The organism is Marinicrinis lubricantis, from assembly GCF_042658665.1.
In the GTDB taxonomy this organism is placed as follows: domain Bacteria; phylum Bacillota; class Bacilli; order Paenibacillales; family KCTC-33676; genus Marinicrinis; species Marinicrinis lubricantis.
In genome coordinates this window covers 17,102-32,191 of the sequence record NZ_JBHSQV010000170.1, presented here as the reverse complement: position 1 = coordinate 32,191, position 15,090 = coordinate 17,102, and the positions used below count along the sequence as shown (strand labels likewise).

The 15,090-nt window shown below is 46.4% G+C and carries 20 protein-coding genes; 15 read left to right on the top strand and 5 right to left on the bottom strand.

Going from position 1 to position 15,090, the window contains the following annotated elements; translation table 11 throughout:
• Window positions 1-19: 19 nt before the first annotated feature.
• Window positions 20-1,090 (top strand): patatin-like phospholipase family protein, encoded by a 1,071-nt coding sequence (locus ACFPXP_RS15320; protein WP_379895194.1) that lies wholly within the window; start codon window positions 20-22, stop codon window positions 1,088-1,090.
• Between the two features lie 68 nt (window positions 1,091-1,158).
• On the opposite strand, the gene ACFPXP_RS15315 is transcribed toward ACFPXP_RS15320, so the two are convergent.
• Both ACFPXP_RS15315 and ACFPXP_RS15310 read right to left on the bottom strand, forming a co-directional pair.
• Window positions 1,159-1,434, bottom strand: coding sequence for a hypothetical protein (locus ACFPXP_RS15315; RefSeq protein ID WP_379895193.1), 276 nt, complete (start codon window positions 1,432-1,434; stop codon window positions 1,159-1,161).
• A gap of 15 nt (window positions 1,435-1,449) precedes the next feature.
• Window positions 1,450-2,379 carry a DUF1385 domain-containing protein gene (locus ACFPXP_RS15310; RefSeq protein ID WP_379895192.1) on the bottom strand — a complete coding sequence of 310 codons (930 nt, stop codon included), beginning with the start codon at window positions 2,377-2,379 and terminating at the stop codon, window positions 1,450-1,452.
• A 135-nt stretch (window positions 2,380-2,514) separates the two neighbouring features.
• On the opposite strand from ACFPXP_RS15310, the gene ACFPXP_RS15305 reads away from it, so the two are divergent.
• From ACFPXP_RS15305 to ACFPXP_RS15285, 5 genes are all read left to right on the top strand, one after another.
• A complete protein-coding gene (locus tag ACFPXP_RS15305; protein WP_379895191.1) occupies window positions 2,515-3,018 on the top strand; it encodes a YqhR family membrane protein in 504 nt (167 codons plus the stop codon).
• A gap of 84 nt (window positions 3,019-3,102) precedes the next feature.
• Window positions 3,103-3,555 carry a type II 3-dehydroquinate dehydratase gene (gene aroQ / locus ACFPXP_RS15300; protein WP_379895190.1) on the top strand — a complete coding sequence of 151 codons (453 nt, stop codon included), beginning with the start codon at window positions 3,103-3,105 and terminating at the stop codon, window positions 3,553-3,555.
• A gap of 6 nt (window positions 3,556-3,561) precedes the next feature.
• Window positions 3,562-4,635, top strand: coding sequence for a M24 family metallopeptidase (locus ACFPXP_RS15295; protein ID WP_379895189.1), 1,074 nt, complete (start codon window positions 3,562-3,564; stop codon window positions 4,633-4,635).
• A 56-nt stretch (window positions 4,636-4,691) separates the two neighbouring features.
• Window positions 4,692-5,249, top strand: a complete 558-nt coding sequence (gene efp / locus ACFPXP_RS15290) for an elongation factor P (protein ID WP_379895188.1) — start codon at window positions 4,692-4,694, stop codon at window positions 5,247-5,249.
• A 132-nt stretch (window positions 5,250-5,381) separates the two neighbouring features.
• Window positions 5,382-6,635, top strand: coding sequence for an aspartate kinase (locus tag ACFPXP_RS15285; protein WP_379895187.1), 1,254 nt, complete (start codon window positions 5,382-5,384; stop codon window positions 6,633-6,635).
• Between the two features lie 124 nt (window positions 6,636-6,759).
• Here the strand turns inward: ACFPXP_RS15285 and ACFPXP_RS15280 are convergent, their stop codons facing one another.
• The 3 genes from ACFPXP_RS15280 to ACFPXP_RS15270 form a co-directional block, all read right to left on the bottom strand.
• The gene (locus tag ACFPXP_RS15280) at window positions 6,760-7,224 is read right to left on the bottom strand and encodes a DUF441 domain-containing protein (protein ID WP_379895186.1); all 465 of its coding nucleotides are present in this window, start codon (window positions 7,222-7,224) and stop codon (window positions 6,760-6,762) included.
• Window positions 7,225-7,281: 57 nt separating this feature from the next.
• The gene (locus ACFPXP_RS15275; RefSeq protein WP_379895185.1) at window positions 7,282-8,001 is read right to left on the bottom strand and encodes a 2-phosphosulfolactate phosphatase; all 720 of its coding nucleotides are present in this window, start codon (window positions 7,999-8,001) and stop codon (window positions 7,282-7,284) included.
• A 61-nt stretch (window positions 8,002-8,062) separates the two neighbouring features.
• Window positions 8,063-8,857 (bottom strand): phosphosulfolactate synthase, encoded by a 795-nt coding sequence (locus ACFPXP_RS15270; RefSeq protein ID WP_379895184.1) that lies wholly within the window; start codon window positions 8,855-8,857, stop codon window positions 8,063-8,065.
• Between the two features lie 179 nt (window positions 8,858-9,036).
• Here ACFPXP_RS15270 and ACFPXP_RS15265 point away from each other — a divergent pair, with 179 nt between their 5' ends.
• The 9 genes from ACFPXP_RS15265 (at window position 9,037) to ACFPXP_RS15225 (ending at window position 15,062) form a co-directional block, all read left to right on the top strand.
• On the top strand, window positions 9,037-9,303 hold the full coding sequence (locus tag ACFPXP_RS15265; protein WP_379895183.1) for a YqhV family protein: 267 nt from the start codon (window positions 9,037-9,039) through the stop codon (window positions 9,301-9,303).
• A gap of 81 nt (window positions 9,304-9,384) precedes the next feature.
• A complete protein-coding gene (spoIIIAA, locus tag ACFPXP_RS15260; protein WP_379895182.1) occupies window positions 9,385-10,392 on the top strand; it encodes a stage III sporulation protein AA in 1,008 nt (335 codons plus the stop codon).
• Window positions 10,373-10,891 carry a stage III sporulation protein SpoIIIAB gene (spoIIIAB, locus tag ACFPXP_RS15255; protein ID WP_379895181.1) on the top strand — a complete coding sequence of 173 codons (519 nt, stop codon included), beginning with the start codon at window positions 10,373-10,375 and terminating at the stop codon, window positions 10,889-10,891. The genes spoIIIAA and spoIIIAB overlap by 20 nt, the downstream gene beginning before the upstream one ends.
• A 34-nt stretch (window positions 10,892-10,925) precedes the next feature.
• Complete coding sequence (gene spoIIIAC / locus ACFPXP_RS15250) at window positions 10,926-11,129, top strand: stage III sporulation protein AC (protein WP_379895180.1); 204 nt, start codon at window positions 10,926-10,928, stop codon at window positions 11,127-11,129.
• Window positions 11,130-11,345: 216 nt separating this feature from the next.
• Window positions 11,346-11,735, top strand: a complete 390-nt coding sequence (gene spoIIIAD, locus ACFPXP_RS15245; RefSeq protein ID WP_379895179.1) for a stage III sporulation protein AD — start codon at window positions 11,346-11,348, stop codon at window positions 11,733-11,735.
• 14 nt (window positions 11,736-11,749) lie between these two features.
• On the top strand, window positions 11,750-12,919 hold the full coding sequence (gene spoIIIAE, locus ACFPXP_RS15240; RefSeq protein ID WP_379895178.1) for a stage III sporulation protein AE: 1,170 nt from the start codon (window positions 11,750-11,752) through the stop codon (window positions 12,917-12,919).
• Between the two features lie 90 nt (window positions 12,920-13,009).
• Window positions 13,010-13,702, top strand: coding sequence for a stage III sporulation protein AF (gene spoIIIAF / locus ACFPXP_RS15235; protein ID WP_379895177.1), 693 nt, complete (start codon window positions 13,010-13,012; stop codon window positions 13,700-13,702).
• A gap of 28 nt (window positions 13,703-13,730) precedes the next feature.
• Entirely contained in the window at window positions 13,731-14,369 is a 639-nt protein-coding gene (gene spoIIIAG / locus ACFPXP_RS15230; protein ID WP_379895175.1) for a stage III sporulation protein AG, read from the top strand.
• Window positions 14,370-14,417: 48 nt separating this feature from the next.
• Window positions 14,418-15,062 (top strand): SpoIIIAH-like family protein, encoded by a 645-nt coding sequence (locus ACFPXP_RS15225; protein ID WP_379895174.1) that lies wholly within the window; start codon window positions 14,418-14,420, stop codon window positions 15,060-15,062.
• Window positions 15,063-15,090: the final 28 nt, after the last annotated feature.

Below are 15,090 nucleotides of genomic sequence, written 5' to 3'. Positions count from 1 at the left end.
TCGGGGGACGCCTTTTTTCATGAAATCGGTCATAGGGCAAGCGATCATTGCATACATCATAACATGCAGGAATCCGTCTGGGGGAGCGATGGCGATGAAGTGTAATGCGGTATTCGAAGGCGGGGGTGTAAAAGCAATTGCCATTGTAGGAGCGGTCAAAGCGGCAGAGGAGAAGGGCATACGCTTTGAGTCTGTCGCCGGAACATCCTCTGGTTCGATCATTGCGTCTTTTTTGGCCGCAGGATACGATGCTGATGAAATAAGGCAAATGATTATCGATACGCCGTTTACGATGTTTACGAAGAAAACAGTGATTCATAAGACGACCTTCGGACCTATAGCCAGAATGATCATTAAAAAGGGACTCTATTCAGGCAATGAATTGGAGGATTGGGTTCGCCGCATTTTACTCCAAAAGGGCATTCGCACCTTCTCGGATCTGAGGCCGAATCAACTGCGGATTATCGCGTCGAATATTACAGATGGGAAGCTGATGGTGCTTCCGAACGATATTGCCCAGCTGGGTGTGGATCCAGGCAAATTAGAAGTGGCCAGAGCAATCCGAATGAGCTGCAGCATTCCTTATTATTTCGATCCTGTCGTGATCCGCAAGCCTGCCGCATTATCAACGGGGGAAGGAAAAAAGAAGCGCAAGTTCGCTTCACAGGTCACATATATAGTCGACGGCGGCATTCTTAGTAATTTTCCGCTTTGGTTGTTTGACGAGGAGCAGCAGCAATCGAAGATGATTCCTACGATCGGTTTTCAGATTGTCGGACGCAAGGATGCGAAAACGAAGGAAATCCACGGGCCGATCAGCATGTTCCAAGCGCTGTTCTCAACGATGATGGATGCACATGATGAGCGTTATATTGAAACACATAATCGCTTTAGAACCGTTAAAGTACCTTCACTAGGTGTCCGAGCAACTCAATTTGACCTGTCTAAGGAAGAGAGCTTGGAGCTGTTTGAGGCAGGGTATTTGGCTGGACGAAAGTTCTTCCAGCATTGGTCCTACTCTGGATATTTGGATGCGTACAGCAAATATGTGTTGGGAAACGGAGAAAAAGTTCAAATCCTGAAGGCATAGATTGATAGGCTATTCAAAAATAAAACCGCTTGGGCTGCATAGGCACCGAGCAGTTTATTGCTTGTGAATTAATGATACATTCGCTTTGGCGGATCATCGGGATCTTTATTTTTGTTTCCATCAATAACGCGAAATTTGGCCTTTTTGGCTTGTTTGGATCGTTGGATTTGATTCAATCGCATACGCGTCCAGATGAGCTTCCATCGTTTCGGAGGAAGCTTGTATAGGACGAAAATCAGACCCAGTACGATGATCGGAATCAATAATTGACGTACGCTGCTGACAATTCCGATGATCATGACGATGATGATTACGGCTGCAATCCATTTTTGATTTTGGCGCATGGGGTCACCATCCATTTATTTCGTATTTAAATTTCGCTGCTCTAGCTCCAGCATATGCTTGAAGGAAGCAATCGAGACTTCGACCTGAGAATCATCCGGCTCCTTCGTTGTCAGCTTCTGCAGCCACAGTCCGGGATAACCTAAATATTTTAATACCGGAATATCTCTTAAACTGTTCGTGAGTCGAAGCACCTCGAACGATACTCCGATGACAACGGGAAGAAGCAGGATCCGATCGAGCATTCGATCCCAGATGTTATCGTATTCAAAGAACGAATAGATCAACACTCCGACAATGACCGTAAACACCATGAAGCTGCTGCCGCATCGATAATGCAGCGTATTGAATTTTTGTACATTTTCTACGGTTAACTCCTGCCCGGATTCATAGCAGCTGATCACTTTATGCTCTGCGCCATGGTATTGAAAAAGGCGCTTGATAAGCGGTGTTAATGAAATGAAGTAAATGTAAGAGAGCAGCAAGATTAATTTGATAAGTCCCTCCAGAAGGTTATGAAGGAAAAGATGATCGAACATTTGCCCGAAAATTAATTGTTCTAACGCCGTAGGTACTAAAGTAAATACGAATTTGCCGAAGAGGAACGACAAAACGCCGACAACGGCAACGCCCAGAATCATCGATAAGCTGTTACGCGATTTTTTTTCGGCGGGTTCTCCTTCTTCCTCCGCAAAAACCTCTGCAGAAAAATTCAGATGCTGTGCGCCCTTTGCGCTGGAATCAATGATGGCCACGATCCCTCGGATGAACGGAATTTTCTTGAGGGCAGCCACCCATTTTTTATCGCTGCGAGGGGCATCAAAAAATTCAATCTCCTGGGTTGATTTTCGCCGAACAGCCGTTACATTCACCGTTTTACCGGCGAACATCACCCCTTCGATGACGGCTTGGCCCCCGTAAGCCACGTTTGCATTCTTTTGAGGCAAAAAACACACCTTCCTTACTCATTCGTCTATTCCCATTGTACTCAATTTATGTTGGAAAAGCCAACTGTTTACCTGGAGGGAATTTGTACATAATAGGAGATGAATGTTGGAGAACAAACGAGGAGGATATACATCATGAGCACCGTTTCTCAAACCGTTCATCGCAGTAACAAATGGCTGTATGCGCTGCATATCGGATTTTTCGCTGGTTTGATTTGGGGCGGAATCCAGAGCTTGCTGTATTATTTTGAAATGACTGAATGGTTTCCTGCTTTTCTCGCAGAACCATTTTATAAGCATGAGTATCTGCAATCGACCGAAGGAAGAGTTTTGGGGTGGCTTTACTTCATACTGTTTTCCATTTTGGCTTCGTTCATCTATACCTTGTTTTTGGCCAAATTCAACGGGCCATGGATTGGTCTTATTTACGGCTTCGCTTGGTGGGTGATCATTGCTGTGGCTATCGGGCCTTTCATGGGTATCATTGAACCGATCACAAGAGTGAGCCTCAATACAATGACGACGGAGTTTTGTTTATTCCTACTGTGGGGGATCTTTATCGGCTATTCAATTACTCTGGAATTTAATGATGAACGGAAGCGTGAGCCAGAGCCGTTAACGAAGATGCTGAACAAATAATAGTTAACAAACGAAACATGGATATGGTAAAATGGCTAGTGGTAATTGCAGGGTCTAATTTGGTTGTTAGAATGGATGAAGAAAATGAATAAAACCTGTAAAGTCGTTGTCATCAACGGCCCTAATCTGAATATGCTTGGCGTTCGAGAACCGTCAGTTTATGGTACGTTAAGTCTGAAAGCGATTGAACAGAAACTGAATGTTCTGGCAGAGTCCTTAGGATGCGAGCTGGAATTTTTTCAATCGAATCATGAAGGGGCATTAATCGATCGAATTCATGAGGCGTATGGCAGCGCCGACGGCATATTGATAAACCCAGGAGCGCTGACTCATTACAGCTATGCACTCCGGGATGCCATCTCGACGGTTCAGCTGCCGACGGTTGAAGTTCATATTTCCAATATTCATCAGCGTGAAGCATTCCGACATGTGTCCGTTACCGCTCCGGTGGTGATAGGCCAAATTGCCGGATTTGGACCGTTAAGCTACGAACTGGGTTTAAGAGCATTGATCGAAAATATCCATAAAGCCGGGTGAATGAAAATGGAGACAGCAAGAGTGGAGAAACTTCGCCAAAGAATGGAACATTTGGGCTATGAAGCTTATTTTACAAGCCATAGCTATAATCGGAGATATATTAGCGGTTTTACTGGCAGCTCTGGTTATGTGCTTGTCACGAAGCATAAAGCCATTCTATTTACGGATTTTCGGTATATGACCCAAGCGCCGATGCAGGCGAAAGCCTTTGAAGTGATTGAGCATGGTCCGAATGTGATGGAGCACGTGCTGAAATCTCTGCAGGAGCAAGGCATTCGCCAGCTTGCTTTCGAGAAGGAACATGTATCCTATGCAGAATATGAGCAGTTTCAATCCAGCTTGTCCGGCATCGAGTTGATTCCGGCGGATTCGTTAATTGAACAGCTCCGGATGTATAAGGATGCAGAGGAAATTCAAATCATGCAGGAAGCTGCGGATTTGGCGGATCGCACGTTTGAGCATCTGCTCCATCTCATTCGTCCGGGAATGAAGGAATTGGACGTCGCACTGGAGATTGAAATGTTCATGCGCAAGAACGGTGCTGCTTCGACGTCGTTCGATACGATCGCCGCTTCGGGGGAACGTTCAGCGATGCCGCATGGTACAGCATCTGATCGCGTACTCGGGAAGAATGAGTTTTTGACATTGGATTACGGTGCGTATTATAAAGGGTATTGCTCCGATATTACCCGTACGATCGTGATCGGCAAGCCTAGCGAGAAGCATAGGGAAATTTACAATATTGTCTTAGAGGCGCAGCTGGCCTGCTTGGAAGGTCTGAAACCTGGCTTGACGGGCAGGGAAGGTGATGCGCTCGCTAGAGACATCATCGCGAAGTATGGTTACGGAGATCATTTTGGCCACGGTACAGGTCATGGCTTAGGTCTGGAAGTGCATGAAGCGCCACGGTTGTCGAAAACATGTGATACCGTATTGGAATCGGGGATGGCAGTGACAGTGGAGCCAGGGATTTACTTGCCTGGATTTGGCGGAGTCCGGATTGAAGATGACGTCATTTTGACAGATTCAGGGATTCGTGTATTGACGAAGGCACCAAAAGATCTCATTACTATAGACTAATTATTTTGTGAGCAGGGCAATTTTGTTGCTTTTCATATTATTAGGAGGGAATACATTTGATTTCAGTTAACGATTTTAAGACAGGACTTACGATTGAGGTAGAGGGAGACATTTTCACAGTTCAAGATTTCCAACACGTTAAACCCGGGAAAGGCGCCGCTTTCGTAAGAGCTAAAATTAAAAACCTGCGTAACGGCAATATCGTAGAGCGTACCTTTCGTGCAGGTGAAATGGTAGGAAGAGCTCACATTGAAAATAAAGAAATGCAGTATTTGTATGCAAGCGGCAATGAGCATGTCTTTATGGATTTGGAAACCTATGATCAAATTACACTGGACTCTAACCAGTTGGAATGGGAACTGAAGTTCCTGAAAGACAATATGAATGTCAACATCCAAAGCTATCAAGGTGAAATTCTGGGTGTCAGCTTGCCGAACTCGGTCGAATTGAAAGTAACGGAAACCGAGCCGGGCATCAAAGGAAACACAGCAACAGGTGCTACGAAAAATGCGGTCCTTGAAACAGGTCATACGGTTCAAGTGCCTTTATTCATTAATGAAGGCGACGTTCTACTGATCAACACATCGGATGGCAAGTACGTATCCCGCGCTTAAATTTGATGATCGAACCAGCCCCTCGGCTTACTCCAGCTGAGGGGTTTTCTGTGAAAAGGTGCTGAACTAACGAAGCTCCTATGCTATAATATGCCTTATATGCAAAAGAGCAATCTAGGGAGTGAGAAAGCTTTGTCATTATATGTAATGAAATTCGGAGGCAGTTCTGTAGGTTCTGCGGAACGTATGCAAAAAGTTGCTCAGCGAATTGTGGAAAAGAAACTGGCTGGCCATCAGTGCGTCATTGTCGTATCGGCCATGGGAGATACAACAGATGAATTGATCGACTTGTCGAAGCAGATAACGGATCGTCCATCCGCTAGAGAAATGGATATGCTTTTAACGACGGGGGAACAGGTTTCCGTTGCCCTCTTGTCAATGTCGATTCAACAATTGGGTCACGAAGCTGTATCATTCACCGGCTGGCAAGCAGGGATGCGAACGGATGACGGCCATGGTAGAGCGCGTATAAAAGATATTAAGCCGGATCGAATCATGAAAGCTCTGGATGCAGGAAAGATTGTCGTTGTCGCAGGCTTTCAAGGAACATCGGATGAAGGCGAAATTACAACACTTGGCCGCGGTGGCTCCGACACGACGGCCGTTGCGCTTGCTGCCGCAGTGAAGGCGGATTTTTGTGAAATTTATACGGATGTGGACGGGGTTTATTCCACGGATCCGAGAATTGTTCGCTGCGCGAAAAAGCTGGATGAAATATCTTACGATGAAATGCTGGAATTGGCCCATTTAGGGGCTGCGGTGCTGCATCCAAGAGCAGTGGAATACGCCAAGCAGTATCAGGTGCCTCTCGTTGTGCGTTCCAGCTTTACGAATAATGAAGGGACTTATGTAAAGGAGGAAGCCGTTATGGAGAATGGAGCATCCGTTCGCGGAATTGCTTACGATAAAAATGTTGCGAGAATCAGTATTTTGGGCGTAGAAGATCAGCCGGGTGTCTTGGCAAAGTTCTTCAACGCACTGGCTGAACATCATATTAATGTAGATATCATCGTCCAAAGCGGTGTCCTGAACGGTAAAGCAGATTTTTCTTTCACCGTCACGTTAGAAGAGATGGACCGAGCTGTTGAAATCGTAGAGAATACGAGATCCGAAGTGAATTTTGATGAAGTGACCTCTGAGACGAATTTGGTGAAAGTATCCATTGTCGGTGCAGGGATGGTCAGCAATCCGGGCGTTGCTGCGAAAATGTTTGATGTGATTTCGAAGCAGCAGGCCAGCATTAAACTGGTAAGCACGTCTGAAATTAAAGTGTCCTGCGTCATTGAACAGTCTTATCTGACTGAGGTGATTTTGGCGTTACATACCGCGTATGACTTGGACACAAATCAAACGGTGTTTGTCGGCGGCCCTAAAGATCGCAGATAATCGCATTCATTAGAAAAGTAAAAGTTCCATTCTCCTCTTGCTGCGCGCTTGGAGAATGGAACTTTTTTTGGGATCCGGGACTTTGTCATTCCATGATCTATGTCTCGCTTATATCAAATAAGCGCTAATGGAATTTACCAAAAATGTAATAAACCAGCTTCAATAAAAATGCAGTAATGCCGGCAGCCATAAGGGGGCCGACGGGGATTCCTCTCATGAAAATAATCCCAAAGATAGAGCCGATGACGAGACCGACGATCAATTGGGGATCCATCTTCAGTAGATCAAGGCCTTTGCCGTTCATATACGTAGCGATGGCGCCGCCTGCTAATGCGATAATGCCGGGTGCCGTCGTAAAGACAGAAGTAATATCCTTCCACGCGATCTTTTCCGTTGCGAAAGGAACGAGCACTCCCATCGTTAGAAAGAGCAAACCTAATTCTAATCCTCTTCTCTCAATCGTGGGCAAGTACCGCTCAAGATGGATCAGCTTAACGATCAGCAGGATGCATGCGGCGGTTGTAATAATGTTCGAGCGGCCGACCATTCCGATAATAATTAAGATGAGTAATAGGATATCACCATTCACATTGATTAACCCCTGTCCTTACGTTCTCTTCAACATTGTATGGACAAGGGATCGCTTTTAGAACCTATAAGGAGTCAGCATCTGACCGTTTAAGATCGGTACGACAGAATATTCATTCAGCCGCGCACAAAAACGAATATCCGCCTCAAAACCGATTTTGCACATTCTTCTGCCGTTGTCGCTGGACATCAGGACTTCTTCAAGATGCTCTGCCATTTGAAGGTACGCTGCACGCATTGCGGTGGCAAAATCGTTGCAGACAAGCTTCGGGTCCGCTTCACTCAACCGCTGGATTAATAAACCTGCACACAGGCCATCCTCCAATGAAAAACGATCTTGGGTACCGGAGCATACGATCGCGACATCCTTCTTGGATTCGAGCGCGAATTGGATGCATGCGTCTATGTTCAGGAAGCAGGCCGCGATCACTTGACTGCCTTTGATTGATTTCTGAATGGCACGGGTGCCGTTTGTCGTAGTGAGTACAATCCGCTTATCTTTCACGATATCCGTTCCATACTCTAAAGGGGAGTTTCCCAAATCAAAGCCATTAATTTTTTTACAGAACCGTTCTCCGCCCAATAGGATTTCTTGATCTGCGCTCTGATATTGCTTGGCGCGGCATACCGTTTCAACCGGTATGACACCGGAGCTGCCGTTGGCTAGAGCTGTAGTTATCGTGCTAGTCGCACGCAGCACATCGATGACCATCACGGTCTTCCCTTGAAGCTCGTCGCTTCGAATTTCATTAATGCTTGGAATCACATCTGCTAACAAAATGCCACCTCCCGGATTTCATCTCCCGTGAGTGTACTGTACCTCAAGACGAGACAGTTTCTTAGAGGGTCATGGTATCGGAGCGAAGGCCTCTTCTTAAGGCTTCCAAAGACATGACATCCTGAGGAGAGATGTTGCCTAAATTCACATTTTGGCCGAAGTGCTGGAGTAAAAACAGCTGTTGAGATTTCAGAGGAGCCTCCCACAGCAATTTATCAGGAGCCGGGAGATGCTTCATAATTTCACTGAACTGCTCCGCCTCCAGCTCTCCTTTTTCATCGAATAAACCGACTCCCACCCCGGATTCTCTGCCTTCCACCGTAACCATCCGAGCGCCGTGCTCAAGATCGAAGGTAAGTGTGCTGAGCAGCTCTTCCGCATCCACTTTTGAGCCGAGCAGCTTTTTACCGTATTCCGTAAATACCTCTAGCCCCAGATCAAAGGAAGTTTGAATAATCTCATTTCTAAGCAGTCGGCTCATTTCGATCGTACCGTCGGAAACCTCAATCGCGTCAAAGCCGAAATCGATGACAGAATGGAAGAAATCCTTCAAAGCGCCTTGCACAATGGCTACCTCTAAAAATGTGCCTCCGGGCATGACAAGCACCTGATACTTCTTGATCAGCTCGATTTTTTGTTTAAGCACCTCTTTGGGATATAGTGCCGATGTTCCGAAGCCCAGCTTGATAATGTCCACGTGCTCCGAAGCGGTTTGCAGAAAATCCTCCAGCGCAGTGATCCCGAGTCCTTTATCTAAAACCATCGTAATGCCTGTGGTAGTTCTTGGCTTTTTATTTCGATTCTTGGTCGGATCAACAAGTCTCGGGTTCCATCCCAACTCAGAAATGATCTCCATTTCTACCTATCTCCTTACTGTAAAAGAATGTATGTGGTTTGTAGGCAATATATGCGGGCATCTGTCTCGATGTGATTGTGTACGAACCGCTCCCCGTTCTGCTCAACTTTCACAGCATGTACTCCTAAAATCGAACAAGCCCGCATATGGTTAAAAAGGAACTTATGGAGGTGTGAGAATTGCTGAATAAATTTGTGATGGCGATGGTTTGTTTACGAGTGCTGTCCGGAACGATAGAAATCATAGCAGCATTCATTATGTTTCGGTTGAATCAAGTGGATAAAGCGCTTTTGGTCAATTCAGCGTTGGCCTTAGTAGGACCCATCATTCTGATTACTACGACAGCGATTGGTCTAGTAGGAATGGCGGATAAACTGTCATTTTCCAAATTGGCATGGATCTTTCTAGGTGTCAGCTGTCTATTTATCGGCATTTTAAAAAAATAGAGTTCGTGTGATCCGCAGTCATAATTTGATAGTCCAAGCATACATATGTGGTAACAGACTGGACAACTTGGGGGATTGAAGATGACGCAATGGATCGATATGCTGCCTGTCTCGATGCGACAAATCTTTCAAAACATGCCGCAAACTATGAAACAACAGCTTGAAGAAATAAGAGTTAGAGAACGAAGACCGTTAGAGATCGCTTTTGCCGGTGGTTTTGGCTTTGTAACGCCCAGCGGTGCGGTTGGAGGGGATCCGCAGCTGGCATATATGCCGAGTCAAGAAGATTGCAGACAATTTATCGATTGCATAACCGAGCATTCTTTATATTCATATGAAGAGCAGCTAAAGCAAGGATACATTACGATAACCGGCGGACATCGTGTGGGCCTCAGCGGGACGGCCGTAACTGCAGACGGAAGAGTCAAGCATTTGAAGGAGATCAGCAGCTTTAATTTTCGCTTGGCCAAGGAATACAAGGACAGTGCACTTCCCATGATCCCTTATCTTTGGAGCCGCGAGAAACATACGTATCTGCATACCCTGATACTTTCTCCACCCATGTTAGGCAAGACGACGATGGTTCGTGACCTGGCCCGCCTGCTGAGCAGCGGAATCATCCAGGGACAGGCCTCTTATCCCAGCTTGAAAGTTTCGATTGTGGATGAACGATCTGAAATTGCTGCGTGCCATAGAGGGGTTCCCATATTCGATGTTGGACCGAGGACCGATGTTCTCGATCGCTGTCCGAAAGCAGAAGGCATGATGATGCTGATTCGTTCGATGTCCCCCGAGATGATCGTCGTTGATGAATTAGGCAGCGCTGACGATGCGGCTGCGGTAAAGGAAGCCGTTCGGTCCGGAATCAAGCTTTTGGCGACGGCCCATGCAGCTTCTTTGGCGGAACTCCGTTCCAGGCCGGCGATGAAAGAGCTGCTGGAGATGAAAGCATTTGAGAGATACATCCTATTGGAGAGCAGGTCAGGACAGTTTTATCAGGCTCGAATCCTGGACGGAAACGGGCAAACCATGGGAACGGTACGCTCTTTGGTAAAGGCGGGTAGTCATATTGCTTCAAATCATAGGTAGCCTGTTCATTCTAGTTGCCAGCACGGCAGCCGGATTTTATCAGGCGTCGCTTATTGCCAATCGTCCGAAACACATTCGCCAGCTGATCCAAAGCCTGCAAAGACTGGAAACGGAAATTTTTTATGCACTTACGCCTCTTCCTGAAGCAGTGCATCGGGTAGGAATGCAGTGCAGTTCACCGCTTCATTCGATCTACATGCACATTGCCGATCTCCTGCGGGAAAAAGGAGGCAGAACGGCGCAGCAGTGTTGGAATCAAGGGATTGAACAGGGATGGGGAAACACCGCCATGCGTAAAAACGAAAAGGAGATCATGCTTCGTCTGGGGCATACGTTAGGGATTTCAGATCGGGAGGATCAGATGAAACATATTAAATTAGCTGTCGGACAGCTTTCGGCCGAGGAAGATACAGCCAGGGAAAACCAACTGCGCTATGAAAAAATGTGGAAAAGCTTGGGGGTCCTTTTTGGCGTATTGGTTGTGATCCTATTGTTGTAGCAGCGAAGCTCTAGAAAGAGGTGCTCTAGGAACTATGGGTATGGACATCAATGCCATTTTCCAAATTGCAGGTATCGGCATCATTATCGCGATGATTCATTCCGTATTGAAACAAATGGGTAAGGAGGATATGGCGCATTGGGTAACCGTCATTGGTTTTGTCATCGTCTTGTTTATGGTCGTTAAGCTGCTGGATCAGCTGTTTACCGAGATCAAAACGATATTTCTATTTCAATAAAGGTCAATCTATATGGGTAGCTGACGCAAAATTCTGCATTTGAATCTTGGCAATCCATTTCATAAATGATCTAAATACCGAATTTGTAACTACATATGGACCGATTGAACCGTTCGATACAACATGTAGTATTGATGAAAGCTGCTGAAGGTATTATGAAATTGATTTGGCTGTAATGGACCTTCGTGCGATTCGAATGCGATGGAGTGAATTGTTTTGGAGATCGTTCAAATTGTCGGGCTGGGACTCATCGCGACCATACTCGTCCTTGTCATAAAGGAACAGAAGCCGTTGTTCGCTTTCCTGTTAACGGCGTTTACGGGCATCATGATATTCATGTTTCTGATTGGCAAGATCTCATCTGTCATTAAGGTGATCGAAGATTTGGCGATGCAATCGAACGTCGATCTTATTTTTCTAAAAACGATACTTAAAATTATCGGAATAGCCTATATAGCAGAATTCGGGGCGCAGATCATTCGAGACGCCGGACAGGAATCCATTGCCTCCAAGATTGAATTGGCAGGAAAGGTGCTCATCTTGTTCATGTCCATACCAATTATTACGGTCATCATTGAGACGGTGCTCAAGCTGCTCCCCGCTTAATGGAGTTGGAATGAATGAAATGGAAATGGGCAGTGGTGATCGCGGCTATGATCTTCATCGGGACGCATGGCGCGACCCTTGCTGCGGGACCCGAAGAGTACATCATCGAACAGCAAGCGGAACGACTCCATACGGAGCCGGTGGAGCAGTATTGGAATGAGCTGATGAAGCAGTACAAGGAAGCGGTTCCCGGTTCCGAGCCGCCGACATTGATGGAAATGATCGTCCCTGGGGGAGAAGGCTTCAGTCTGAAGCAGATCTTCATGCTGCTGCTGCAATTGTTCTTTAAGGAAGTGCTGTATAACGGCAAGCTGATGGTGAGTATCATCATGATTACGATTTTTAGTGTTCTGTTAGAGACGCTGCAAAGCGCGTTTGAGAAAAAAGCCGTGAGCAAAGTCGCCTACACCGTTTCCTATCTCGTCTTGATGATCATCGCGGTGAACAGCTTTAGTGTCGCCATTGGATACGCTAAGGACGCGATATCCAGTATGATTCATTTCATGATTGCCATGGTACCGCTGCTCATGACTTTGCTCGCTTCCATGGGGAATATCGTGACGGTTTCCGTCCTTCATCCTTTAATCGTATTTATGATTCATGCGGTGGGGACGTTGATATATACAGTGGTTTTCCCGCTGCTCTTCATCTCAGCAGTGCTGCATATCGTCAGCTCGATGACGGAAAGGTACAAAATTAACCAGCTGGCCGATTTGTTCCGCAATATCGGGATCGCCTTGCTGGGAGGCATGCTGACGATCTTTCTAGGCGTCATCTCGGTTCAGGGGGCGACAGGCGCCAGCACGGACGGAGTAACGATCCGAACGGCAAAGTACATTACAGGCAACTTTGTACCGGTCGTAGGAAGGATGTTCTCCGACGCTTCGGATACGGTCATCGGCGCATCATTGCTTGTCAAAAATTCGATCGGGATCGTCGGCGTCATCATTATTATCATGCTCTGCGCTTTTCCGGCGATCAAAATATTGACCTTGGCGCTCATATACAACTTGTCCGCAGCCGTGCTTCAGCCGCTTGGGGCAACGCCGATCAGCGAATGCTTGAAAACAATTGGCAAGAGCATGATTTATGTGTTCGCCGCCCTCGCTGCCGTCGGATTTATGTTTTTCTTAGCCGTGACCATCATGATCGCAGCAGGCAACTTATCCGTCATGATGCGCTGAAGCGGCAAGGTTTCGAGTAACCGTTGTTTGATCTTGCAAAATTGAAACTGCGCTTCATTCAGTACTCAAGGAAAGGATGGAGGTCTATAGGTGGGTTGGTTATATGATTGGTTGAGAGAAATTATTATGATCATCATGCTGGCCACCTTTGTGGAGCTTTTGCTCCCCAACAATAAGCTCCAGCGGTATGTGAAAGTCGTCATCAGCTTAGTGATATTGCTGACCATCCTTCAACCTGTTGTACGGTTTTTGTTAAGCGGTACGGAGCTGGAGGTATACACCGCATCCTTGAGCAGAACTGAGGCGCAAATCAATCAAAATGAGATGACCGGGCTGGGGTCGATCATCGACAATGCGGAACAGATGAAGAAGGAGCAGGAGCAGCAAACGCTGGCCGTGGTGCAGAGGGAAATTGAAGAGCAGACCCGAGCAGGGCTGCAGCAGGAACTGAATCAGGAGGTGTTGGAGGTTCATGCGGAGCTGAATATAAGCCCCGATGGGGAACCGAGGCTGCAGCGGTTGGAAGCAGTTATTTCAAATCAGCCTACAGCTGCAGTGGAGAAGGAAGAAGAGAAGTTTGAACCAATTGAGGTTCAGCCTGTCGAGTCTGTAGATATCAAAGTGAATGTCGGCGAACAAACGAAGCCCAAAGAAGAACGGGTGAATGAAGAGGATAAGCAGATCATTGAGCAGTCGCTAAAATGGCTTGAGCAGCAGTGGGGTTTAAACCAGGAACAAATCCACGTTTCCGTTATTGCGGAAAACGTTGACCATAAATTCTAACTCGATCTTCGAAGGAGGTGAGGCCAGATTGGGGAAATGGCTGCAGTTTCTTGAACGATGGATTGGCGGTGGAAAGGATGGAGAAAAGAAGGTCAAAACGCTGCGCATGCTCATTTTACTTGGACTTGTCGGTGTTGCGTTCGTTGTTCTCAATTCTTTCATTACGGATCAAAGCATGAACTTAAACGACGACCGCGCCTCTCCTCCGGAGGAAGGTCTGGAACAGCCGTTGTCATTAGAAGAAGGCGCATCCGATTCACTCTTCTTGGAGTATGAGAGAGATGTAGAGAATCGTGTAAAGGAAGTGCTTTCAAAAATCGTCGGTGTTGGGGCAGTGGATGTGATGGTCAGCATTGAGTCAACCGAGGAAAAGGTGGTCTATCGCAATACCCGTGAATCTCAACAGCTGACCAATGAGAAGGATGTCGACGGTGCAACCCGCCATATTACGAGCATTACGAAGGATGGCGAGATTGTACTGTATGAAGTTTCGGGCGGTCAACAGCCGATTATTCTGAAAACGATCAAGCCCAAAATTAGAGGAATTATCATTGTGGCCGGCGGAGCAGAGAATGCGACAGTCAAGCAGCTCATCGTGGAGTCGGTCAGGAAGGGACTAGGCGTCCCAAGTCATCGATTGTCAGTCGTACCGAGAAAGCAGTCTTAATTGAACGATAAAAATGAAATGATAACACAATTCAGGAGGTAGAATAGAATGAATTCGAAGAGACAAACAATTTGGCTGGTCTCCATGTTAAGTTTAATGGTGGTGCTGTCTGCTTACTACTTGTTCACAGAGGATGTAAATGAAATCGATACGGCAGCGCCAACCGGTACTTTCACATCTGAAGAAATTGTCATTGATGATATCACCGCCCAAGAAACAGCAGATGAAGAAGTTGCAGAAGAGTATGTTGCAGATGTATCGGCAGAACCGGGTGCAGAGGAAGATGTAGCAGCGAGCACATCCGAGGACGCGAACATCCTTGAAATGCTGGAGCAAGGTTCCAATTTAACAGCTGAGGATTATTTTGCGACAATGCAAATGGAACGGAATGAAAATTTCGACAAAGAATACGAAAAACTGATGACAATCATCACCGAAGGGGACGCGGAAGCCCAAGCGAAAGCCTATGAGGATATGCACGCTTTAGAAGAAAAAGATAATAAAATCAGCCAGCTGGAAGAGCAATTGATGCAGGAATACAGCCATGCGCTTGTTTCTGAGCAGAATGGAACCTGGAAAGTAAGCATCAAAGCAGACAGTCTTGAAAAAAGTGATGCTGCCAGCATTGCGAATATGCTGATTAAAGAGCTTGGCGTACATCAAAGCGATATCGTCATTAATATGGTCCACTAAGACTTGAAAAGTCGATATTTGGCGAAGA

What these genes read in the sequence shown, in the direction of transcription:
- ACFPXP_RS15320 (WP_379895194.1), top strand. Translation starts at nt 20, where the DNA reads ATGAAATCGGTCATAGGGCAAGCGATCATTGCATACATCATAACATGC.
- ACFPXP_RS15315 (WP_379895193.1), bottom strand. Translation starts at nt 1,434, where the DNA reads ATGCGCCAAAATCAAAAATGGATTGCAGCCGTAATCATCATCGTCATG.
- ACFPXP_RS15305 (WP_379895191.1), top strand. Translation starts at nt 2,515, where the DNA reads ATGAGCACCGTTTCTCAAACCGTTCATCGCAGTAACAAATGGCTGTAT.
- aroQ (WP_379895190.1), top strand. Translation starts at nt 3,103, where the DNA reads ATGAATAAAACCTGTAAAGTCGTTGTCATCAACGGCCCTAATCTGAAT.
- ACFPXP_RS15295 (WP_379895189.1), top strand. Translation starts at nt 3,562, where the DNA reads ATGGAGACAGCAAGAGTGGAGAAACTTCGCCAAAGAATGGAACATTTG.
- ACFPXP_RS15270 (WP_379895184.1), bottom strand. Translation starts at nt 8,857, where the DNA reads ATGGAGATCATTTCTGAGTTGGGATGGAACCCGAGACTTGTTGATCCG.
- spoIIIAA (WP_379895182.1), top strand. Translation starts at nt 9,385, where the DNA reads ATGACGCAATGGATCGATATGCTGCCTGTCTCGATGCGACAAATCTTT.
- spoIIIAC (WP_379895180.1), top strand. Translation starts at nt 10,926, where the DNA reads ATGGGTATGGACATCAATGCCATTTTCCAAATTGCAGGTATCGGCATC.
- spoIIIAE (WP_379895178.1), top strand. Translation starts at nt 11,750, where the DNA reads ATGAAATGGAAATGGGCAGTGGTGATCGCGGCTATGATCTTCATCGGG.
- ACFPXP_RS15225 (WP_379895174.1), top strand. Translation starts at nt 14,418, where the DNA reads ATGAATTCGAAGAGACAAACAATTTGGCTGGTCTCCATGTTAAGTTTA.